Here is a 22,161-nt window from a genome sequence, read left to right as displayed (position 1 = left end):
CTGTATTATTTATTCGTTTATACGATATCCTACATTTCTAACGGTTTCAAACCAATCAATTTCTGTATGCTTGTCTAATTTTTTTCGAAGATTTCTAACATGGACATCAATAAAATTAGAGTCGGAATTGACTTCCAGAATGTCTCCCCAAATATGTTCTGTCAATTGCAGCCTCGTAATGACTCTGTTTTTATTAAGGACTAAATACTGAAAAATATCAAATTCCTTTTTGGTCAGATTAATGGGCGCTTCATTATAACTGACCTTATAATCCTGAAGCTGCAATAAAAAACCATGAATGCTTAAATTATTCAAAGTAAAACCGTGCATCCTGCGAATAACCGCAAACAATCGCGCACTAAGCTCTGTGAGAGCAAACGGTTTGGTCAGATAATCATCGGCCCCCAGATGCAAGCCATTTACCCTGTCATCCAGTTCTCCACGGGCTGTAAGTACAATAACGGCCATTTTCGATTTCGTTTTGCGAACTGTTTTCAGTACTTCAAATCCATCTCCGTCAGGCAGACCAAGGTCCAGCAGCATAGCATCATAATCATTACTGTTTACCTCCTCCAGAGCATCACTGCAATTGTGAACTATTTTACAGATGTAGCCTGCATTACACAGAAAATCATAAACTTCTGCCGCAAGTTCTTTCGTATCTTCAACAATCAAAATATTCATAATTCAACTTTTAAACGCAACTAAATTTAAGCAATTATAAAAAGCATTGTTGCGCATTATTAAAAAAATTAACGAATAAAAAAAAGCCAGTAAATTTCTTTACCGGCTCTCTTCAACCGCATTCTCATAATCATTACTTCTGTTTTGCCTCGTATACAATTCTTCGTAAGCAAAACGAAAACAATTTTCCCTACTTCATTTTAGTTGTTTCTGCTTTTGGAGCTTCGCTTTTTTGCGATTTCATTTTTTTATCGGCTTTGTTTTTGTGATGTTTAGTTGCTTTCACTTCTTTTGCAGGAGCTGTTTGTGCCGGAGCTGTTTGTGCGCTAACCATTACACTTGTTCCTAAAACTGCCACGAGTAACATTACTAGATTTTTCATAACTTTTAATTTAAATTGATTTATCTTTTTTTTTTGCTTTTATAGTCTTATTTTTTTGCTTTTGGAGCTGCCGTTTTTGCTGATTTTACTTTTTTATCCGCTTTGTGTTTAGGATGTTTGGTTGCTTTTACTTCTTTGACCGGAGTCGTTTTAATATTTTTAGCCGGAAATGCATGTACCATAACACTGGTTCCTAAAACTGCTACTAATAACATCAATAAATTTCTCATGATTTCTACATTTTTATATTAATACCTTTTATTTTACAGATCAAATTTACCCTCGTAATATGAAGACAAAATGAAGAAATCATGCCCTATTAAAATTTTAACTTTAATTTATAAAAAAAGCGACCGGAATATCCTGTCGCTTTATCGCATGTTTATTTAATTCTGTCTTTTTAAAAGCCCAATCCTAAAGTCATCGAAGTAACTGCCGGAGAAAAATCAACTGTTTTTGTTGCTGTACCGGTAGTTAGGTTAATCTTATAAACAGACTGCACACCACTAACTGTTAATACTGCAAAGGCTTCATTACTGTTACCTCCTATGTCAAAACCATTCATTCCTGTGGCTGTCACTCCAAGACTACCTACTAATACTAAAGTTCCGTTGTTTGGAGGATTTTGCAGATATAAACTATTAGTACCGGAATCGATAACAAATAACTGTGTAGTCGAAGCTTGTGCAAAATTATTCGTGTAAGCGGCAGCTGTAACGGATGGTGTCCCCGGATTAAGACTGAGATCTGTAGCAGCAACAACCCCTGTATCCGGATGCAGTCGGAGATTTTGTCCTGTGTTGCTTACCACACGTATTCTGTCAACCGTTGGATTAAAATCAAAACCAAAATTTTGTCCGGACAATGTTGGCGACAATCCAGCACCAACAGCGGTGACTTGTCCGTTTGAAGAATTAATCGTTAAAAGTCTGCTTTGATTGGTCAGGGCATAAAGCGCTCCGTTTGCTGGCCTGAAATCCAAACCAACTACCTGCTCACTTGAATTCATCCCCATAAGAGCAACTGAATTTGAAGTTCCTGTAACCGGATTAAATCGATACAAAATGTTTGTTTCGGAAGTTGCGAAGGCGATAGGTTTTGTTTTAAAGGCTACTTCAACAATTTGTTGTGTAAAAACCCCGACCCAGGTCGCTTCTCCATTCGTTAAATTAATTGTATATAATCTTGATTGGCTATTTTTATTGTTTACTGCTATTCCCAAATTCGAATCGGGCTGTATGTCAAAACCTCCAACTCCCGAAAAATCAACTTTTAAGCTCCCTACTTCCTGAAGAGCTCCATCATTTGGGGGGTTTTGCAGGTACAATTTATCCGTAGCATAATCAATATCGAAAAGCTGTGTCGTCGTACTTCCTGAAAGACTATTGGTATAAGCAATCGCTCCTACCTGAGCATTCGCTACCCCGTTAATATTTCCGTCGGTTGCAGCTACAGTTCCGAGTTCGGGATGCAATCTCAGATTTTTTCCGTTATTAGACACCAGACGTACCCTGTCAACCGTGGGGTTAAAATCTATAGAAGACGATGTTCCTTCAATTGCCGGAGAGAAAGATGCTGTCCCTAAAGGTGTCGCCAATCCCGAACTTTCATTTATGGTATATAATCTGCTGGTAGAGCCTAATCCATATAATTGGCCTGTAGCAGGTCTGTAGTCAATACTAATGATATTCTCGCCTGATTGTAATCCTGTTATCGAATAAGAACGAACAGGAGTTTTTAAATCTTTGGCATTAAAGTAAAAAACTTTATTATCATTGCTTAATGCGGTGAAGTCTACCGGTGGGGCAGTACTAGGCATTGGTTCTGGTTCTGGCTGTGGAATTGGAGTTCTGTCGTCATCATTAGAACATGCACCTAAAAATGACATTAATCCCATCAAAAAAAGTGATCTTGGTGTAAATAAATTTTCTCTCATAACGCATTGTTTTTTATTTACTTACGACAAAAAAAATCTTTTGGTTTGCAATTTTTCAAAGTTTTCAGAAAATAGTTATCAAATCTTCCGGTATTTCTGAAAAACAAATAACAAAGCATTTTCTTCCCTAATATTATAGTGATATTCGTAACTTTGAAAATTGAATTGATAAATTGTACTTATGTCGTCACAAAAACGCCTTTTTCTACTTGATGCTTACGCTTTAATATTTCGTGGCTATTACGCCTTCATAAAAAATCCAAGGATTAACTCTAAAGGAATGGATACATCGGCGATCATGGGATTCATGAATTCGCTTTTAGATGTTATCAAACGTGAAAAACCGGATCATCTGGCGGTAGCTTTTGATAAAGGCGGAAGCGCATTGCGTAACGAAATATTCCCGGAATACAAAGCCAATCGTGATGTAACACCGGAAGCCATAAAAATTGCGGTTCCTTATATATGTGAATTATTAAAAGCCATGCACATTCCGATTATCGAAGAGTCAGGTTTTGAAGCCGATGATTTAATTGGAACTATCGCTAAACAAGCAGAAAAACAGAATTATAAAGTTTTTATGGTAACTCCGGATAAGGATTTTGCCCAATTGGTTTCTGAGAATATCTTCATGTACAAGCCTGCCCGTATGGGGAATGGGATTGAGATTTGGGGAGTTCCTGAAGTTTTAGCCAAATTTGAAATCGAACGTCCGGAACAGGTGATCGATTTTCTTGGTATGATGGGTGACGCTGCCGATAATATTCCGGGACTTCCGGGAGTTGGTGAGGTAACTGCCAAAAAGCTTCTTAAGGAATTTGGAACAATGGAAAACCTATTAGCGAATACAGACAAGCTGAAAGGAAAAATGAAGGAGAATATTGAGGCCAATAAAGAGAAAGGATTGTTATCTAAAAAACTGGCTACCATTTTATTAGATTGTCCGGTAACTTTTGATGAAAACGATTATGAATTAACACGCCCTGATATTGAAAAAACCGAAGCTATTTTTCAGGAATTGGAATTCAGACGAATGGCGGAACAATTCGATAATTTGTTTAAAACAGGAGGCGAGAATGAAACAGCTTCAGCTCCGGTTTCTGATGCTAAATTGTATAAAAAACCACAGCCTAAAAACGAAGATCAGTTTGATCTCTTTGGAGGAGGCTCTACCGAAGAACATACAGAAGCAACCCGAACTTCTTTTTACAATACTTTAGAAAATACCCCTCACTCCTATCAGGCGATTCAGGGGGATTTGGGAATAAAATTGCTTTTACAGAACCTGCAAAACCAGACTGCTGTTTGTTTTGATACCGAAACTACCGGTTTAGATGCTTTGCACGCCGAATTGGTTGGTATTGCATTCTCTTACGAAAAAGGAAAAGCTTTTTATGTTCCGTTTCCGGAAAGTCAGGAAGAAGCTCAGGTTTTAATTGAAAAGTTCAGACCTTTCTTTGAGAATGAAAACATCGAAAAAATAGGTCAGAATTTAAAATACGATTTAAAAATTCTTTCTAATTATGACATAACTGTAAAAGGAAAACTTTTTGACACCATGATTGCGCACTATCTGATCAATCCGGATATGCGTCATAACATGGATATCTTATCGGAAACTTATCTGAAATATGCTCCAAAACCAATTGAGGAATTGATTGGAAAAAAAGGAAAAAATCAAATTTCAATGCGCGATGTAGCCCTTGAAGACATTAAGGAATATGCCGCCGAAGATGCTGATATCACTTTACAGCTGAAAGAAATTTTCACTACAGAATTAGACAAAACCGAAACGAAGAAATTATTTGACGAAATTGAGATTCCGCTAGTAAGCGTTTTAGCAGCCATGGAAACGGAAGGAATTCGTCTGGATGTTGAATTCTTAAAGGCGATGTCAAAAGAAATGGATGTTGAAATCAAATCATTAGAACAAAAGATATACGAAACTGCAGGAGAGAAATTCAACCTGGCTTCTCCTAAACAGCTGGGCGACATTTTGTTTGACAAACTTAAAATTGGCGGAGCAAAGCAGAAGAAAACCAAAACCGGTCAGTATGCAACCGGCGAGGAAGTTTTAACTTATTTGGCCAACGACAATCCAATTGTAAAAGAAATTCTGGATTGGCGTCAAATGGTGAAATTACAAAGCACTTACATTCTGGCTTTACCGGAACAGGTGGACAAAAAGACACAGCGTGTTCATACCGATTATATGCAGACTGTTGCCGCAACAGGACGTTTGAGTTCTAACAATCCAAATTTACAAAACATCCCGATTCGTACCGAAAGAGGGCGTCAGATTCGTAAAGCTTTTGTCGCACGCGATGAAAACTATACTTTAATCTCTGCCGATTACTCGCAGATAGAATTAAGAATTATTGCCGCTTTAAGCGGAGAAGAAAATATGATTGCCGCTTTTAAAAACGGAGAAGACATTCACAGAGCAACCGCAGCCAAAGTTTTTGATGTGCCTTTGGATGAAGTTTCCCGCGAACAAAGAAGCAATGCCAAAACGGTTAACTTTGGAATTATCTATGGGGTTTCTGCTTTTGGACTGAGCAATCAGACTTCTTTATCCCGCAGTGAAAGTGCCGCTTTGATCGAAGCGTACTACAAAACATATCCAAGACTGAAATCTTATATTTCTGAACAAATTGAATTTGCGCGCGAAAAAGGATATGTGCAGACCATTTTAGGCCGTCGTCGTTATTTGAAAGACATCAACTCGGCAAATGCAGTGGTTAGAAGTGCCGCTGAACGAAATGCTGTAAATGCACCAATTCAGGGAAGTGCTGCCGATGTGATCAAAATCGCGATGATCAACATTCATAAAAAACTAAAAGACGAAAACTGGAAATCTAAAATGCTGCTTCAGGTGCATGATGAGCTTGTGTTTGATGTTCACAATGATGAACTCGAAAAAATTCAGCCTATGATCAAACACGAAATGGAAAACGCCTTTACGATGGCAGTTCCTTTGGAGGTTGAACTTGGAATGGGTAAAGACTGGCTCGCTGCACATTAATAATTTTAGATTTCAGTATTTTTATGAAAAAATATGCTTTGCTGTTTTTTGTCCTTTATACTATGATTGCTTTTGGTCAGGAGACTTACTATCTTGAAGGTACCTTAGCCAAAAGCAAAATCTATATGAAAATTGACGTTTATAAAAACGACAAAGAGACGAGCTTAAATGCTATTTACTTTTATCAAAATTCATTAAAAGACATTAAACTGGAAGGAAACTTAAAAAACAATCTTTTTACTTTCTATTTTAAGCCAAACGATGTAATAACTGAAAAGTTCTATTTAAAAAAATTAGCTAATAATAATTTTGAAGGATCCTGGTACAATGCTAAAGGGGTACAATTTCCGGTAAAAATTCAACCTATAAATTTTTCAGGCTACAAAGCGAATCTCGACAAATATTATGCTGACGACAAATTAAATTATGTAAAGTATAAATTTTTAGAGTTCAAGAAACTGAAAACTACCAACTATAACAACAAGGAATTTGTATGGTATTCTGAAAAACACTGTGATTCGGAATTTTTCAGGGCAGGAAATAACTTTTCAGAAAAAAACAAGTCAATACTAAATCCGATTCTCGAAAAAATACACATTCAAAACACTTTAGACCAGCTCAATTGTTCTTCGTCTTTTGAATATAGTGAAGGAAAAGGAATAGAAGGAAATACTGCCGTAACTTTTTTAAATTCGAATTTACTGGGCTTTCAAATTTCAAGCTCTTACTATTGCGGTGGTGCTCATCCTGACTGGGGAAGCAGAGGTTATCTGATTGATTTAAACAATGGAAAGGATTACGGAATTGACGACATACTGGCTTTTGACAAAAGCGTTACAACAGAAGAACAAAGCAATTTTTCGAATTTTTCTAAATATCGCTCTGATTTTTTCGCTCCGAAATTATTACGCACAATTACTTCAGAATATCATTTTGAAAAACCAAAAGATGATAGTGATCCCTGCGATTATACCAATGAAGAATATTGGGATTTTCCTTCCTGGAATTACACCGAAAAAGGCATTGAATTTACCCCAATTTTTGCAAGAGTCGACCGATCTTGCGAAGAGTCTTTTTTAATTCCTTTTGAGAAATTAAGAAAATACAAAAATCCTAAATTCCCTTATACCTTATAAAAAAACATCCGCCATGGCGGATGTTTTTTTTATGCTTATTTCTTTCTTGTTGACTCTCGTTCTTTCAGTTTTGTTTTGATGACGATTGTTTCATAATCTGATGTTTCTTCTTCAGATTCCTCCTCTAAACGTTTGATTAACTGCCTGGCTGCGACCTCGCCTATTTCTACTCCATGCTGGCTTACTGTTGTTAAACTTGGCGACAAACGTCTTGAAGCTAAAATTCCATCGGCAAAACCAATAATTGAAATATCTTCGGGAACCTTATATCCTTTTTTCAGACTTACGCGTAAAGCGGCCACTGAATCATTTTCATCCAAAGCAAAAATCGCATCAATTTTATGTTCGAAAATGGCGTCAATTTTAGCTTTCATATCTTCTTCAGAATCGGTACGAAGAATTATATTTTCGTTTACCGGAATATTATTGTCTGCTAATGCTTTTAAGTAACCGTCGGCTCTTAATTTTCCAACACTCAAATTATCTACTGATGAAATCAAAGCAATATTTTTACATCCTAAATCAATTAAATGCTGTGTTGAATTTAAAGCAGAATCAAAATCGTCAACTATTACTTTGTCACATTCTACTCCGTCAGCGATTCTGTCAAACATCACAATTGGTGTTCCATCAGCGATGATCGCCGAAAAATGACCATAATCTTCCAATTTTTGCGCTTCTTCAGATACTGACAATATAAATCCGTCAATTGTTCCGTTGCTTAACATTTCAAGCGTATGAACTTCTTTTTCCAGAGATTCGTTCGAAATACAAGTAATTACATTATATCCTTTTTTATCGGCTACTTTTTCGATACCACTAAAAACCTTTGCAAAAAAGGAGTTAAGTATATTAGGTATAATTACACCTATTGTTTTGGTTTTACGATTCTTTAAATTCAAACCAATAACATTCGGTTTATAATTTTTGAGTTTGGCATACTCCTTAATCTTCACCTTTGTTTGCTCACTGATCTCCGGGCTATCATTCAATGCCTTAGAAACAGTCGATACAGAAACACCGAGTTCCTTCGCAATTTGCTTTAGAGTTGCTTTAGCTTTCATTTAAAAATAAATTTTATGTAATTAATACAAATATAGTAGAATTACCTAAAATAAAACAAAAAACACGTTATCCTATTTAAAATTTCAGAGTGTTTTTTAAAATTAACTTCTTTTTCAAAACCGCAAGCCTTAAAATTTCGTTAATACCTGAATACATGCTTTTAACCTTTTAAAATCCTTGATTATGAAAAACGAAGTTAAAATTCATGAAGTTGACCCTTCATTGAACAACAGAAGGAGCTTTCTTAAGCTCAGCGGCCTTACATTAGTTGGCGCAGGCCTTCTTATGGCTGGGTGCAGCGATAATGACAATGACGACGATATGGAAGACACTACGCTGCCCGGAATCAGAAATGGAGTTTTTGATTTAGGATCCGGTGATTTTGGAGTACTGACCTATGCGTATGCTCTGGAACAGCTGGAAGCCGATTTTTATACTAAAGTCGTAAACTCAACAAGCTTTAATGTCACTTTTAATCCTATCGAACGCCAGGTATTAACAGATTTGTATCATCATGAAGTAATTCACAGGGATTTTTTCAAGGCCGCTTTAACCGGAGCGCTTCCTGACCCAAGTTCACAACTGCTTCCCTCCTTGGCTTTTAATTATGGCTCTTTAAATTTCAACAGCCGCACTGAGGTTCTTGCTACAGCAAAAGCTCTTGAAGATACCGGAGTTGCTGCTTATAACGGAGCAGGAAAACTAATTAAAAGTGCTGATTATTTACTTTTAGCCGGAAAAATTGTTTCGGTAGAAGCCAGACACGCCTCAGCTATCAGAAGCTTAATCAATCCTAACTCTAAGGATTTTGCCGGCGATGATATTGTAAACGCAAGCACCGGTTTGGATGTTGCTCAGGATCCTTCAAAAATTCTACCAATTGCAGGAGGCTTCATTACTACAAAATTCACAGCCAAATATTTACCTTAATCTTAACAAGCTAAAACATAGAAATTATGAATATTTTAAAATTTATAGAAACGTTTACTGATGATAGCTTGATGAGAAGCACTGGTTCAAGAAGAGACAGTTTTAATCAGTTTGGAAGTATTGGAAAAACATTAGCCTATGCATCAATCCCTTTCGGATTATCTGCAATGGCCAATAAAGCATTAGCAAAAGACATTACCGCAACTCCTGCAACTCCGATTGGAGCGCTACAATTTGCCTTAACTTTAGAATATCTGGAAAACGAATTTTATGCTATGGCATTAGATTCTGGTGTAATTCCGGCATCAGAAAATGGAGGAAGAGATCGAAAAGTTTTTGAACAAATAGCAGCCCACGAGTCTGATCACGTTAAGTTTTTGATTGCGGGACTGGGCGGGCCAGCAAGTGCAAACTTTGTTGCTAAACCTACTTTTGACTTTACCGTTGGAGGAGCTTTTGATCCGTTTCATGACTACCCAACCTTTTTAGCATTAGCACAAGCCTTTGAAGATACAGGCGTTAGAGCCTACAAAGGTCAGGCAGCAAATTTAATCACTACACCGGATTTATTAACTGCCGCATTACAAATTCACTCAGTAGAAGCCCGTCATGCTTCTGAAGTACGACGCTTAAGAGGACTAAAAGGATGGATTTCTAACAGTGAAAGAGGTGCAGGAATGCCCGCCGCAACACAAGCTGTCTATGATGGCGAAGGCGTTACTGTACAGGCAGGATTCAACACCGCAGCTGCTTTTGGAGCTGCTGCAGGATCAGAAGCTTATGATGAGCCGCTTACCACACAACAGGTCGTTGATATTGCAAATATATTTATTGTTTAGTACAAAACAATTCTAAATATTGAACCATCTTTACACTACTTGTGAAGGTGGTTTTTTTTTATGGTTTAAAATCGAAAACTGATGTCCTGATTTTCAGCAGATAAAATATTCTTTTCAGGTATTTGGTTTTAAAATAATTAATTGTACTTTTGCATCCCCTTTATTGGGGATGGAATGTTTAATTAAAATAATATTATGGACGCATTAAGCTACAAAACGGTTTCAGCTAACAAAGCCACTGTAACTAAAGAGTGGATTGTTGTTGACGCTGAAGGTCATAACTTAGGACGTCTTGCTTCAAAGGTTGCAATGATCTTAAGAGGTAAGTACAAACCAAGTTACACACCGCACGTTGACTGTGGAGATAACGTAATTGTTATCAACTCAGAAAAAATTAACCTTACAGGTACAAAAATGAATGACAAAATTTACATGCGTCATACAGGTTACCCAGGAGGACAAAGAACTTTAACTGCTAAAGTATTGCAATCTAAGAATCCTGCATTATTAGTAGAAAAAGCTGTAAAAGGAATGTTACCTAAAAACAAATTAGGAGCTGAACTTTTTAGAAATCTAAATGTTGTTGTAGGTGCTGAGCATACTCACGGAGCTCAAAAACCTAGAACTGTTAACCTAAACGATCTTAAGTAATGGGAGTTATTCACAAAATCGGTAGAAGAAAAACCGCTGTTGCACGTGTATATGTTTCTGAAGGAACAGGAAAAATCACTGTAAACAAAAAAGAATTCGCAACTTACTTTCCAACTGCAACTTTACAATACAAAGTTTTACAACCATTATCTATGACAGAAAATGCTAGTAACTTTGATGTAAAAGTAAACGTTTACGGAGGTGGTTCAACTGGTCAGGCAGAAGCTGTAAGAATGGCATTAGCACGTGTAATGTGTGAAGTGAACATCGAAAACAGAGCTATCTTGAAACCAGAAGGTTTATTAACAAGAGATCCAAGAATGGTTGAACGTAAGAAATTCGGTCAGAAGAAAGCTCGTAAGAGATTCCAATTCTCTAAACGTTAATATTACCTGTCTTGTACATTTGGTACAGGACACTATCAATTATTTATTGAAATTAAAAAACACAGTTGTTGTTGCTCTCCTATCGAGGTAGGAAATAGTTTAGCATCTAAATGGGTTAAGCGATTATAAAGATTGAAAGATTAAAAAGATTAAAAGATTGAAAAATCTAAAAATCTAAAATCTAAAATCTAAAATCCAAAAAGACACATTGCTAATCAACAGAACGTAAACTAGTACAAAAATGGCAAACAAAATAGAAGTAAAAGAATTACTAGAAGCAGGTGTTCACTTCGGACACATGACTAGAAAATGGGATCCAAACATGGCTCCTTACATTTATATGGAGCGTAATGGTATTCACATTATCAATCTATATAAAACTGCAGCTAAAATTGAAGAAGCTAACGAAGCTTTGAAAAAAATCGCTGCATCAGGTAGAAAAATCTTATTCGTAGCTACCAAAAAACAAGCAAAAGACATCGTTGCTGATAAAGCAAAAGCTGCAAACATGCCTTACATCACTGAAAGATGGCCAGGTGGAATGCTAACTAACTTCGTAACTATCAGAAAGGCAGTTAAAAAAATGTCTTCTATCGATAAAATGAAGAAAGATGGTACTTTCATGACGTTATCTAAAAAAGAGCGTTTGCAAGTTGATCGTTTACGTGCTAAATTAGAGAAAAACTTAGGTTCAATCGCTGATATGTCTAGACTACCTGCAGCATTGTTCGTAGTAGATATCAAAGCTGAACATATCGCAATAAAAGAAGCACAAAAATTAAACATTCCAGTTTTCGCAATGGTTGATACGAATTCTGACCCAAGAGAGGTTGATTACGTAATTCCAGCAAATGATGATGCTTCTAAATCAATTGACAAAATTTTATCTTTAGTGACTACTGCAGTAATCGAAGGTCTTTCTGACAGAGGTTCCGAAAAAGAAGTTGAAGTAGCTGAAGAAGCTGCTCCTGCTGCTGAGGCTGAGGCTGCTCCTGCAACTGAAGAATAAATCAAATTTTAAATTCCAAATTTTAAATTCCAAATTCCAAATACAAAATTAAAAACGTTATGTTGATAATTTAATAAAATTGGAGTTTGGGATTTAGAAGATGGAATTTTTACTTTTAACATTAAAATTCAAAATATTATGGCAACAATTACTGCTGCAGACGTAAATAAATTAAGACAATCTACAGGTGCCGGAATGATGGACTGTAAAAAAGCTTTAGTTGAAGCTGAAGGAGATTTCGATAAAGCTATACAAATCCTTAGAGAAAAAGGACAAAAAGTTGCTGCTAACCGTTCTGACCGTGAGTCTTCTGAAGGAGCTGCTGTTTCTTTTATCAATGCAGACAACACTAAAGGAGCTATCATCACTTTAAACTGTGAAACTGACTTCGTAGGTAAAAATGAAGCTTTCGTAACTTTAGCTAAAGATTTAGTTGAAAAAGCGATCAACTTCTCTTCTAAAGAAGAATTTTTAGCTTCAGATTTCAATGGAATTACTGTTGCTGAAAAATTAATTGAGCAAACTGGTGTTATCGGTGAGAAAATCGAAATCGGTGGTTTTGAAATCTTAGAAGGTGCTTTCGTTGGATCTTATGTTCACGTTAACAAAATTGCTGCTTTAACAGCTATTTCTGCTCCAATCGCTAACGCTGAGACTTTAACAAAAGACGTATCTATGCAAGTTGCCTCTATGGGAGCTGACACATTATCTTACAAAGATTTTGATCCTGCTTTCGTTGAATCTGAACTTGCTGCTCGTATTGCTGTAATCGAAAAAGACAATGAAGAAGCAAAACGTTTAGGAAAAACTTTAAAAAATGTTCCTAAATACATCTCTTTCTCTCAATTAACTGAAGAAGTTATCAAACAAGCAGAAGAAGATGCTAAAGCTGAATTAAAAGCTGAAGGTAAACCAGAACAAATTTGGGATAAAATTATTCCTGGAAAAATTCAACGTTTCATTTCTGACAACACTACTTTAGATCAAGAAAAAGCATTACTAGATCAAAACTTCATCAAAGATGACAGTAAAAAAGTTGGTGATTACGTTAAAGGATTCAACGTTGAGATCACAGGTTTCAAAAGAGTTACTTTAGGTTAATATATTATTTCAATATTTAAAAAGCCCGAATATTAATTTATTCGGGCTTTTTTATGTAATGTCTATTTGCGGAAATGTCAGATGTAAAATGTGAAGAAATTAAAATCGTAACTTTAAAGGATAGTACCTCGAATCTATTTCATCTTCAGAGCAACTCGATTATTTCGTAAATCTCAAGTTTTCTGCTAATTCCATCTCACATTTTACATCTCGCATCTAACTATTTATTTCTTGATCGGAAAATTTCTGGCTCTCATCAAAGCATCTGATTTCGGAGCTCTTCCTCTAAAGTTTTCATACGCTTTCTCTTGATCAATCGTGTTTCCAACACTAAAAACACTTTCGTAAAGACGTTTTGCTACTGCTTTGTCATATGCCCCTTTTCCTTCTGTAAAAGCTTCCCAGGCATCAGCATTGATCACGTCTGCCCATAAATAACTGTAATATCCTGCTGAATAACCATCTCCTGAAAAGATATGTCCAAATTGTGGAATTCTATGACGCATTACAATTTCTGACGGCATATGAAGTGCATCTAAAGTCTCTTTCTCAAATTTATGAGGATCAATAGTAGTGGTTGCCAAATGAAGCTTCATATCAATCAAAGAGCTCGAAATGGTTTCTACAGTTGAAAAACCTTCACCGAAATTAGCCGCTCTTTCAATTCTGTCAACCAAAGCCTTTGGTAATGGCTCGCCCGTTTTGTAATGTAATGCAAACTTGTTTAATACTTCCGGAGTCGCTAACCAATGCTCTAATAATTGAGATGGGAACTCAACATAATCACGAGCTACAGAAGTTCCTGCTAAACTTGGGTAGGTTACATTTGAACACAATCCGTGAAGTGCGTGTCCAAACTCATGAAACAAAGTTGAAGCATCTTCCCAGGAGATTAAAATAGGCTCGTTTGGAGCTCCTTTTACAAAGTTACAGTTGTTAGACACAATCGTCAACACCTCTCCATCCATTCGCTCCTGATTGCGATAGGCATTCATCCAGGCTCCTGAACGCTTGCCTGCACGTGCATAAGGGTCAAAATACCATAAACCAACCGTTTTACCTGTCAATTTATTACTTACTTCCCAAACACGAACGTCAGGATGATAAACCGGCACATCTGTGATTTGTTTAAAATTCAAATTAAACAATTCGCCCGCTACCCAAAACATTCCTTCTCTTAATTTTTCTAACTGTAAATACGGTTTAACTTCATTCTGATCTAAATCGTACTTCGCTTTTCTAACTTTTTCAGCATAATAACGGTAATCCCATGGCTGAATTTTGAATTTACCTCCTTCTGCATCTACGATCTTTTGCATTTCTGCTACATCTTCACGCACTTTTTCAACTGCAGGTTCCCATACTGAAAGCATTAAATCTAAAGTTTTCTGAGGATCCTTTGCCATTTTGTTCGATAAACTCCAATGAGCAAAAGTAGGGAAACCTAATAATTTAGCTTTTTGCGTTCGTAATTCTAAAATAGAAACCAATGTCGAATTGTTATCATTCGCATTTCCATTATCACCACGTTTTACAAAAATATCAAATGCTTTTTCCCTTAAATCTCTACGTGTAGAAAAAGTCAGGAATGGCTCAATTGAAGAACGTGTATTGGCAATACAGCCCAAAACATTTAGTTTTCTGTCTTTGGCCTCAGCAATAGCCGCTTTCTTAACCTCTTCAGGTAGTCCGTCAAAATCACTTTCTGTTTTTAACTCCACGTATTGATTTTGCTCTTCTGCTAATAAATTTTGACTAAAACGCGTAAAAAGCGTCGCCAACTCTTTATTTATTGCAGCCACTTTCTCTTTATCCCCTTCATTTAACTTTGCTCCCTGACGAACAAAATTTGTATAATACAACCAGATCAAACGCTGCTGTTCTTTGGTTAGTTTTTTACTCTCTTTAGCATTATAGAGCGTTTCAATTCTTGTAAAGAGTTTTTTATTCTGATTGATTTTATCACTAAACTCAGAGAACTTAGGAGACATTTCTCTGTCAATAGCGCTAAATTCCGGACTGCTCAAGTTAGATCTGTAAATTCCGTAAACAGTAGAAATTCTGTCCATTGTTTCCCCTGAACGCTCCATAGCGGCAATCGTATTATCAAAAGTTGGCGCTTTTGGATTGTTAGCAATAGCCTCTATTTGGTTTAGTTTTTCCTGAATTGCAAATTCAATTGCCGGTTTAAACTGTGAAACCTTGTACTCATTAAAAGCAGGGACACCGCCATAGGGACCTGTCCATTTTTGAACCAGCGGATTGTCCGGAATGGTCTGTGCGTTCGCCGCAAATAAGGTTGTTCCCATGAGAAAAATTGTCATTAATTTTTTCATTATCGTTGATTTATTTTAAAATAGGTTATGGTTCCAAATGTAACTAAAAATCAGTATTCATTTGGAAATTTTAACTTTGGAATCCTCTAAAAACTACCCTTTAATTTAAATATTCCGCTAAAAAGTTATAGAGAAATAGTTTAAATTTGAAACATCATTAACCGAACCACATGTTTAAAACCCGTAGAGAAATTGTTTTTGTAATTCTGGCTGGCATCTTTATAACCAATGCTGTTGTAGCCGAACTTATTGGAGGAAAATTAATCCAGATTGGACCATTTGTCATGAGCATTGGTATTTTACCCTGGCCGATCGTCTTTCTAACAACCGATTTAATCAATGAATATTTTGGTGAAAAAGGAGTCAAAAAACTATCCTTTATAACAGCCTGTCTAATTGCTTATGCTTTTCTGATCTTATTTATGGCTATCGTGATACCCGCCGCCAAAGGAATCAGTCCTGTTAATGACGAACAATTTAAGGCAGTTTTTGGACAAAGTATGTGGATCATCGTAGGTAGTTTAATTGCCTTCATGGCTTCTCAGTTGATTGATGTCTGGATCTTCTGGTTTTTCAAAAGACGTACCGGAGAGCGAAAAATATGGCTCAGAACCACAGGATCAACTGTAATCTCACAATTGTTCGATTCTTTTATTGTACTTGGAATTGCCTTTTGGTTACCCGGAAAAATTGATTTCGACACTTTTATTTCATCAGGATTAACAGGCTACATTTTCAAACTATCCGTAGCTGTTTTACTGACACCGGCAATTTATGCAGGACATCATTTGATAAAAAAATACTTAGACAAAGATCCTGCTCACGAAAAATCCAAACATACAGACAATGGAGAATAAAAATCTAGTACGCTGCGGCTGGTGTTCTTCCAGCGATTTATATAAAAAATACCACGACGAAGAATGGGGTGTTGCCATTTATGATGACCCTTCTATATTCGAATTTTTAATTCTGGAAACTTTTCAGGCAGGTTTAAGCTGGATTACCATTTTAAATAAAAGAGAAAATTTCAGAGCCGCTTTTGATCATTTCGATTATAAAAAAATAGCCCAATATCCCGAAGAAAAAATAGAGTCTTTGCTACAGGATACAGGAATTGTTCGCAACAAACTTAAAATTCGTGCTACTGTTTCAAACGCACAGGCATTCCTGAAAGTACAGGAAGAATTTGGCACTTTCTCCGACTATATTTGGAAATTTGTCAACGGAAAACCGATCGACAACAATCCAAAAACATTAAAAGACGTCCCTGCTACTACTCCAATTTCGGACGAAATTAGTAAAGATTTAAAAAAAAGAGGCTTCAAGTTTGTCGGATCAACCGTGATTTACGCTCATATGCAGGCTACCGGTATGGTTAATGATCATGTTGAGGACTGCTGGACGAGAAAGAAATAGTTTATAGTTTTCAGTCTCAGTTTTCAGTTTTTCAAAAACCTGAAACTTGAAACCTGAAACTTTTTTCAGCTCTCCAATAAAAATTTATTACATTTGCTTCACACTTTAGGGGTGTCTACAACTTGTAGGCTGAGATTTTACCCTCTGAACCTGATCTAGCTCACACTAGCGTAGGGAAAAGTAAGATGACTTCTGCGCGCATTTCTATGCGCGATTGTAGCCATTCCTAAAGTATAACTACATACTAAACTTAAAGGAATGGAACTAAAAATCAACCAACAAATCAAAAAATTCGATGCTGAATCGTTAAGCATTCAGTCATTGCTCGATCTCGAAATTCCCAACAAACAAAACGGAATTGCCGTTGCTCTCAACAATACTGTTGTTCCAAAATCCAACTGGAACGAACAACTTGTATCCGAAACTGACGAAATTCTAATTATTTCTGCTACTCAGGGAGGTTAAAATTCCAATTGTCAAGCAAGAAGTAGGCCTACTGCCTTGCCCCTCTGCAATCGACAATTACATTTCACATCTTACATTTTACATTTTACATCTCACAAAATACAACTACAAGCTATGACTACAGAAGAACAAATTTCCAGAACCCCGTTTCCTAATTCTAAAAAAGTTTACATCAACGGAGAAATACACCCCATCAAAGTCGCCATGCGCGAGATACATCTTAGCGACACCAAACTTTCAAATGGCGGAATTGAAAAAAATCCTCCCGTAACGGTTTATGATACCTCAGGTCCCTATACCGATCCTAATATTGAAATCGATATTAGAAAAGGTCTTCCAAGACTAAGAGAACAATGGATTTTAGACCGAAATGATGTCGAAATTCTAAATGAAATCACTTCCGATTACGGACAAAGCCGATTACGCGATGAGAGTTTAAATCATCTTCGATTTGAATATTTACATCAGCCTAAAAGAGCTAAAAAGGGTGCTAATGTTTCACAATTATATTACGCCAAACAAGGCATTATCACTCCTGAAATGGAATATATTGCTATTCGTGAGAACCAACGAATAGAACTTTTAAACGAACAAACCAAAGCGATGCAATGTCAGCACGGTGGTCATAGTTTTGGAGCCAATACCCCAAAGAGTAAAATCACTCCCGAATTTGTTCGCAGCGAAGTAGCTTGCGGAAGAGCCATTATCCCCAACAACATTAATCATCCTGAAAGCGAGCCTATGATCGTTGGTCGCAACTTTCTGGTTAAGATAAACGCTAACATTGGCAATAGCGCTGTGACTTCGAGTATTGAAGAAGAAGTAGAGAAAGCAGTCTGGGCTTGCCGTTGGGGTGCAGACACGATTATGGACTTATCAACAGGTAAAAACATTCACGAAACCCGAGAGTGGATTATCCGTAACTCCCCTGTTCCAATTGGTACGGTTCCGATTTATCAGGCTTTAGAAAAAGTAAAAGGAATTGCCGAAGATTTAACCTGGGAAGTTTTTCGTGACACTTTAATTGAACAAGCTGAGCAAGGCGTTTCTTATTTTACGATTCATGCCGGAGTACTGTTACGTTATATTCATTTGACTGCCGATCGTGTTACCGGAATTGTTTCGCGTGGCGGATCTATCATGGCCAAATGGTGCTTGTTTCATCATAAAGAAAACTTTTTGTACACTCATTTTGAGGAAATCTGCGAAATCATGAAACAATATGACGTGGCTTTTTCTCTTGGAGATGGTTTACGTCCGGGTTCTATTGCAGATGCTAACGATGCAGCTCAATTTGCAGAGCTAGAGACTCTGGGAGAATTAACAAAAATTGCCTGGAAACACGATGTTCAGGTTTTCATTGAAGGTCCAGGTCACGTTCCGATGCACATGATTAAAGAAAATATGGACAAACAACTGGAACATTGTCATGAAGCTCCTTTTTATACTTTAGGCCCACTAACGACGGACATTGCACCAGGTTATGATCACATTACCTCTGCTATTGGAGCGGCGATGATTGGTTGGTATGGCTGTGCGATGTTGTGTTATGTTACTCCAAAGGAACATCTTGGTTTACCTAACAAAAAAGATGTGAAAGACGGTGTAATCACCTATAAAATCTCCGCACATGCTGCCGATCTTGCCAAAGGTCACCCGGGAGCACAATACCGCGACAATGCTTTAAGCAAAGCCCGTTTTGAATTCCGTTGGGAAGATCAGTTCAATTTAGCCCTTGATCCGGATACGGCCAGAGAGTTTCACGATGAAACCCTTCCTGCCGATGGTGCAAAAGTCGCTCACTTTTGTTCGATGTGCGGCCCTAAATTCTGCTCCATGAAGATCTCTCAGGAAATTCGTGATGTAGCCGCGGCCGAAAAAGGCATGCAGGAGAAATCAGAAGAATTTATTGAACAGGGGAAAGAGATTTATATTTAATGTAGTTAGTGAAGAAAATATATGATCGTAATTACCAATCCTTCCCCAATTAAAAATGAAACACATATCGTTCATACTCTATTTGAAGAAGGATTGGCTTTACTTCATATTCGGAAGCCTGATTTTTCTGAAATTGAAATGGCTCGATTCATTCAGCAGATAAAACCTGAATATCGAAGCCATTTAGTCTTACACAGTCATCACGTTTTGGCGGAACACTTTGGAATTACTAAGATTCATTTTTCAGAAAGGGAAAGGAAAAATAATTTTTCAATTGACTCAGATCAAAAGGCATTTTCGACAGCAACCCATTCAATTGAAGATTTCAATTCCTTATCATCTGCATTCAACTATGCTTTCTTAAGTCCTGTATTTAAAAGTATTTCCAAAGAAGATTATCATCCAAAGACAAACCTGTTTGAAGCTTTAAACTCAAGAACAAATCACAAAACTAAAGTTATCGCTTTAGGAGGAATTGATGCTAAAAACATCCAAAAGACACTCGAAAATGGTTTTGATGATGTCGCTCTTTTAGGAAGTATTTGGAAAAATGAAAACCCTATAAAACAATTCAAATTATGTCAGCAAATCGTCCAATCGCACTTTCAATAGCAGGTTTTGATCCTTCTGGTGGCGCTGGTGTTTTAGCAGATGTCAAAACATTTGAGCAGCATCACGTTACTGGATTTGGCATTTTAACCGCCAATACCATTCAAACGGAAGATCAATTTGTTGAAATTCAATGGACTGATTTGAGTTTTGTGATTCGTTCTATTGAAACCTTTTTTGAGCGTTATAAAATCAGTACTGTCAAAATTGGAATTGTTCCTTCTTTGAATTATCTGAACCACATTCTTTCGACCATAAAAAGAATATCCTCAAACACTTTAATTGTCTGGGATCCGGTTTTAAAATCGTCTACCCAATTTGAATTTATGAGTATTGAAGATCGTTTGGAATTAAATCATACGTTGTCAAAAATTGATTTAATTACGCCTAATTATAACGAAATTGAAATATTGTTTCCGGGTTTTATCGCCAACCAACTTGAATCTCAGAATAAAATCCCAACAAACATTTTATTAAAAGGCGGACATCATCCTTCGGCAACCGGAACTGATCGTTTGTTCCTGAAAGACGAAATCATCGATCTTCTGCCCTCTGATAAAAAATGCTTCGCAAAACATGGCTCAGGCTGCATATTATCAGCCGCAATCGCCGCAAATCTTGCACGGAATCAATCTTTGGAAGAAGCTTGCAGGAATGCGAAAACCTACATAGAAAAATACCTGAATTCCACTCCAACCTTAATCGGACATCATTATGTATCATAAATTGCAATATATCTCGCAGGGAAAAACAATAGAAGAACAGCTGTATAATATCCATGAGGCTTTAGATGCCGGATGCGATTGGGTGCAGCTCCGTTTTAAAAATCAAACTGAAAAAGACACTTTTACTCTGGCGGAAGCAGTAAAATTTTTATGTGAAGAGTATCTCGCGAATTTTATTGTAAACGACAACCTATATCTCGCTCAGCAAATCGCCGCAGACGGAGTTCATCTCGGACTATCGGACATGAAAATTGACGAAGCAAGGGCAATACTTGGAAATACCAAAATCATAGGAGCAACAGCCAACACTTATGAAGACATTGAAAATCATATCAAAAACGGCTGCGACTATATTGGTCTGGGTCCCTTTCGTTTTACAACAACCAAAGAAAAACTAAGTCCAATTCTGGGATTGTCAGGTTATTTTAGAATTATTCAAGAGTTAAAACGCAATAAACTGGAGATTCCTGTTTATGCCATTGGAGGAATCACTCTGAACGATGTCGCTCCTTTAATGGAAACCGGGATTCATGGAATTGCGATCTCCGGAATGCTTACAGAAAGTAATCAAAAAGAAAAACTCATTCAACAATTAAACGAAAAGTTATATGCAAACGTCATTGTTTAACATAGGAGACAAAACCTTAACCTCCCGTCTATTTTTAGGAACAGGAAAATTTGGTTCGAATCTGGAAATGGAGAATGCTATTTTGGCATCAGAAAGTGAGTTGGTCACTGTAGCACTGAAACGTATCGATCTCGAAACCGAAACTGATGCTATTTTGACGCACTTAAATCATCCAAACATTCATTTATTACCCAATACATCGGGAGCACGAAACGCCAAAGAGGCCGTTTTCGCTGCACAATTAGCGAGAGAAGCATTAGAAACGAATTGGCTGAAACTTGAAATTCATCCGGATCCGAAATATCTGATGCCCGATCCGATAGAAACTTTAAAAGCGACAGAGGAGCTCGCTAAACTTGGTTTTTTTATCCTGCCGTACATCCATGCCGATCCCGTTTTATGCAAACATCTTGAAAGTGCCGGAACAACCGCTGTTATGCCCCTAGGTTCCCCGATTGGAAGTAATAAGGGTTTAAAAACGATTGATTTTTTAGAGATTATTATCGAACAAAGTAATGTTCCCGTAATCGTCGATGCCGGAATTGGGTCTCCGTCTGATGCTGCAAAAGCAATGGAAATGGGTGCAGATGCTGTTTTGGTTAATACTGCAATTGCGGTTGCAGGAAATCCAAAACTAATGGCAGAAGCCTTTAAAGAGGCTGTCATTGCAGGCCGAAAAGCCTTTGAAGCTAAAATTGCTCCTCAACAGAATTATGCTGTGGCTTCGAGTCCTTTGACCTCTTTTTTATATGAGTAGTTTTTAATCTCTCGCAGATTTGGCAGATTAAGCAGATTGTTTTTGTCCCATTTTAATTCAGATAAATCTGCTCAATCTGCCAAATCTGCGAGAAAATATTTTATAAAAAGTAGGAAATTTCATTAAATTTGATCTAAAACTAC

General features: G+C 36.9%; 22 protein-coding genes and 1 riboswitch. Of the genes, 16 read left to right on the top strand and 6 right to left on the bottom strand.

The window, feature by feature from the left end; genetic code table 11:
- Positions 1 to 9: 9 nt before the first annotated feature.
- The 4 genes from M4I44_RS07985 to M4I44_RS07970 form a co-directional block, all read right to left on the bottom strand.
- A complete protein-coding gene (locus M4I44_RS07985) occupies positions 10 to 684 on the bottom strand; it encodes a response regulator transcription factor (protein ID WP_249966994.1) in 675 nt (224 codons plus the stop codon).
- 190 nt (positions 685 to 874) lie between these two features.
- The gene (locus M4I44_RS07980; RefSeq protein ID WP_026110151.1) at positions 875 to 1,066 is read right to left on the bottom strand and encodes a hypothetical protein; all 192 of its coding nucleotides are present in this window, start codon (positions 1,064 to 1,066) and stop codon (positions 875 to 877) included.
- A 47-nt stretch (positions 1,067 to 1,113) separates the two neighbouring features.
- Positions 1,114 to 1,296 (bottom strand): hypothetical protein, encoded by a 183-nt coding sequence (locus M4I44_RS07975; RefSeq protein WP_249966993.1) that lies wholly within the window; start codon positions 1,294 to 1,296, stop codon positions 1,114 to 1,116.
- Between the two features lie 170 nt (positions 1,297 to 1,466).
- Positions 1,467 to 3,002 (bottom strand): DUF4394 domain-containing protein, encoded by a 1,536-nt coding sequence (locus M4I44_RS07970; protein ID WP_249966992.1) that lies wholly within the window; start codon positions 3,000 to 3,002, stop codon positions 1,467 to 1,469.
- A 181-nt stretch (positions 3,003 to 3,183) separates the two neighbouring features.
- Here M4I44_RS07970 and polA point away from each other — a divergent pair, with 181 nt between their 5' ends.
- Positions 3,184 to 6,027 (top strand): DNA polymerase I, encoded by a 2,844-nt coding sequence (gene polA, locus M4I44_RS07965; RefSeq protein WP_249966991.1) that lies wholly within the window; start codon positions 3,184 to 3,186, stop codon positions 6,025 to 6,027.
- Positions 6,028 to 6,050: 23 nt separating this feature from the next.
- A complete protein-coding gene (locus tag M4I44_RS07960) occupies positions 6,051 to 7,163 on the top strand; it encodes a hypothetical protein (RefSeq protein ID WP_249966990.1) in 1,113 nt (370 codons plus the stop codon).
- Positions 7,164 to 7,198: 35 nt separating this feature from the next.
- On the opposite strand, the gene M4I44_RS07955 is transcribed toward M4I44_RS07960, so the two are convergent.
- Positions 7,199 to 8,227 (bottom strand): LacI family DNA-binding transcriptional regulator, encoded by a 1,029-nt coding sequence (locus M4I44_RS07955; protein ID WP_017497943.1) that lies wholly within the window; start codon positions 8,225 to 8,227, stop codon positions 7,199 to 7,201.
- A 184-nt stretch (positions 8,228 to 8,411) separates the two neighbouring features.
- Here M4I44_RS07955 and M4I44_RS07950 point away from each other — a divergent pair, with 184 nt between their 5' ends.
- The 6 genes from M4I44_RS07950 to tsf all read left to right on the top strand — a co-directional run bounded on the left by M4I44_RS07950 (position 8,412) and on the right by tsf (position 13,144).
- Positions 8,412 to 9,158: a ferritin-like domain-containing protein gene (locus M4I44_RS07950; RefSeq protein WP_017497944.1), complete on the top strand. Its 747-nt coding sequence runs from the start codon at positions 8,412 to 8,414 to the stop codon at positions 9,156 to 9,158.
- A gap of 26 nt (positions 9,159 to 9,184) precedes the next feature.
- Positions 9,185 to 9,997 (top strand): ferritin-like domain-containing protein, encoded by an 813-nt coding sequence (locus M4I44_RS07945; RefSeq protein WP_017497945.1) that lies wholly within the window; start codon positions 9,185 to 9,187, stop codon positions 9,995 to 9,997.
- A 195-nt stretch (positions 9,998 to 10,192) separates the two neighbouring features.
- Positions 10,193 to 10,648 carry a 50S ribosomal protein L13 gene (gene rplM, locus M4I44_RS07940; RefSeq protein ID WP_017497946.1) on the top strand — a complete coding sequence of 152 codons (456 nt, stop codon included), beginning with the start codon at positions 10,193 to 10,195 and terminating at the stop codon, positions 10,646 to 10,648.
- On the top strand, positions 10,648 to 11,034 hold the full coding sequence (rpsI, locus tag M4I44_RS07935) for a 30S ribosomal protein S9 (RefSeq protein WP_017497947.1): 387 nt from the start codon (positions 10,648 to 10,650) through the stop codon (positions 11,032 to 11,034). Before rplM ends, rpsI begins: the two co-directional genes overlap by 1 nt.
- A 241-nt stretch (positions 11,035 to 11,275) precedes the next feature.
- The gene (rpsB, locus tag M4I44_RS07930) at positions 11,276 to 12,043 is read left to right on the top strand and encodes a 30S ribosomal protein S2 (RefSeq protein WP_017497948.1); all 768 of its coding nucleotides are present in this window, start codon (positions 11,276 to 11,278) and stop codon (positions 12,041 to 12,043) included.
- A gap of 138 nt (positions 12,044 to 12,181) precedes the next feature.
- A complete protein-coding gene (gene tsf / locus M4I44_RS07925) occupies positions 12,182 to 13,144 on the top strand; it encodes a translation elongation factor Ts (RefSeq protein ID WP_017497950.1) in 963 nt (320 codons plus the stop codon).
- 224 nt (positions 13,145 to 13,368) lie between these two features.
- Here tsf and M4I44_RS07920 read toward each other — a convergent pair whose 3' ends face one another.
- Complete coding sequence (locus M4I44_RS07920; RefSeq protein WP_249966989.1) at positions 13,369 to 15,480, bottom strand: M3 family metallopeptidase; 2,112 nt, start codon at positions 15,478 to 15,480, stop codon at positions 13,369 to 13,371.
- A gap of 170 nt (positions 15,481 to 15,650) precedes the next feature.
- On the opposite strand from M4I44_RS07920, the gene M4I44_RS07915 reads away from it, so the two are divergent.
- The 8 genes from M4I44_RS07915 (at position 15,651) to M4I44_RS07880 (ending at position 22,018) form a co-directional block, all read left to right on the top strand.
- A complete protein-coding gene (locus M4I44_RS07915) occupies positions 15,651 to 16,337 on the top strand; it encodes a queuosine precursor transporter (protein WP_017497952.1) in 687 nt (228 codons plus the stop codon).
- On the top strand, positions 16,327 to 16,896 hold the full coding sequence (locus M4I44_RS07910; RefSeq protein ID WP_017497953.1) for a DNA-3-methyladenine glycosylase I: 570 nt from the start codon (positions 16,327 to 16,329) through the stop codon (positions 16,894 to 16,896). The genes M4I44_RS07915 and M4I44_RS07910 overlap by 11 nt, the downstream gene beginning before the upstream one ends.
- A 97-nt stretch (positions 16,897 to 16,993) precedes the next feature.
- Positions 16,994 to 17,090, top strand: a riboswitch (TPP riboswitch).
- 64 nt (positions 17,091 to 17,154) lie between these two features.
- Positions 17,155 to 17,361 (top strand): sulfur carrier protein ThiS, encoded by a 207-nt coding sequence (thiS, locus tag M4I44_RS07905; RefSeq protein WP_089076927.1) that lies wholly within the window; start codon positions 17,155 to 17,157, stop codon positions 17,359 to 17,361.
- Positions 17,362 to 17,475: 114 nt separating this feature from the next.
- On the top strand, positions 17,476 to 19,299 hold the full coding sequence (gene thiC, locus M4I44_RS07900; protein ID WP_202702210.1) for a phosphomethylpyrimidine synthase ThiC: 1,824 nt from the start codon (positions 17,476 to 17,478) through the stop codon (positions 19,297 to 19,299).
- A 21-nt stretch (positions 19,300 to 19,320) separates the two neighbouring features.
- Positions 19,321 to 19,911, top strand: coding sequence for a thiamine phosphate synthase (locus M4I44_RS07895; RefSeq protein ID WP_249966988.1), 591 nt, complete (start codon positions 19,321 to 19,323; stop codon positions 19,909 to 19,911).
- Positions 19,878 to 20,633: a hydroxymethylpyrimidine/phosphomethylpyrimidine kinase gene (locus M4I44_RS07890; protein WP_249966987.1), complete on the top strand. Its 756-nt coding sequence runs from the start codon at positions 19,878 to 19,880 to the stop codon at positions 20,631 to 20,633. Before M4I44_RS07895 ends, M4I44_RS07890 begins: the two co-directional genes overlap by 34 nt.
- Positions 20,623 to 21,261 (top strand): thiamine phosphate synthase, encoded by a 639-nt coding sequence (locus M4I44_RS07885; protein WP_017497958.1) that lies wholly within the window; start codon positions 20,623 to 20,625, stop codon positions 21,259 to 21,261. The genes M4I44_RS07890 and M4I44_RS07885 overlap by 11 nt, the downstream gene beginning before the upstream one ends.
- A complete protein-coding gene (locus M4I44_RS07880; protein ID WP_017497959.1) occupies positions 21,242 to 22,018 on the top strand; it encodes a thiazole synthase in 777 nt (258 codons plus the stop codon). The genes M4I44_RS07885 and M4I44_RS07880 overlap by 20 nt, the downstream gene beginning before the upstream one ends.
- Positions 22,019 to 22,161 lie beyond the last annotated feature (143 nt).

Origin of the sequence: Flavobacterium sp. B183 (assembly GCF_023539155.1) — a bacterium.
Classification (GTDB): domain Bacteria; phylum Bacteroidota; class Bacteroidia; order Flavobacteriales; family Flavobacteriaceae; genus Flavobacterium; species Flavobacterium tructae.
This window is presented reverse-complemented; position numbering and strand designations above follow the sequence as displayed.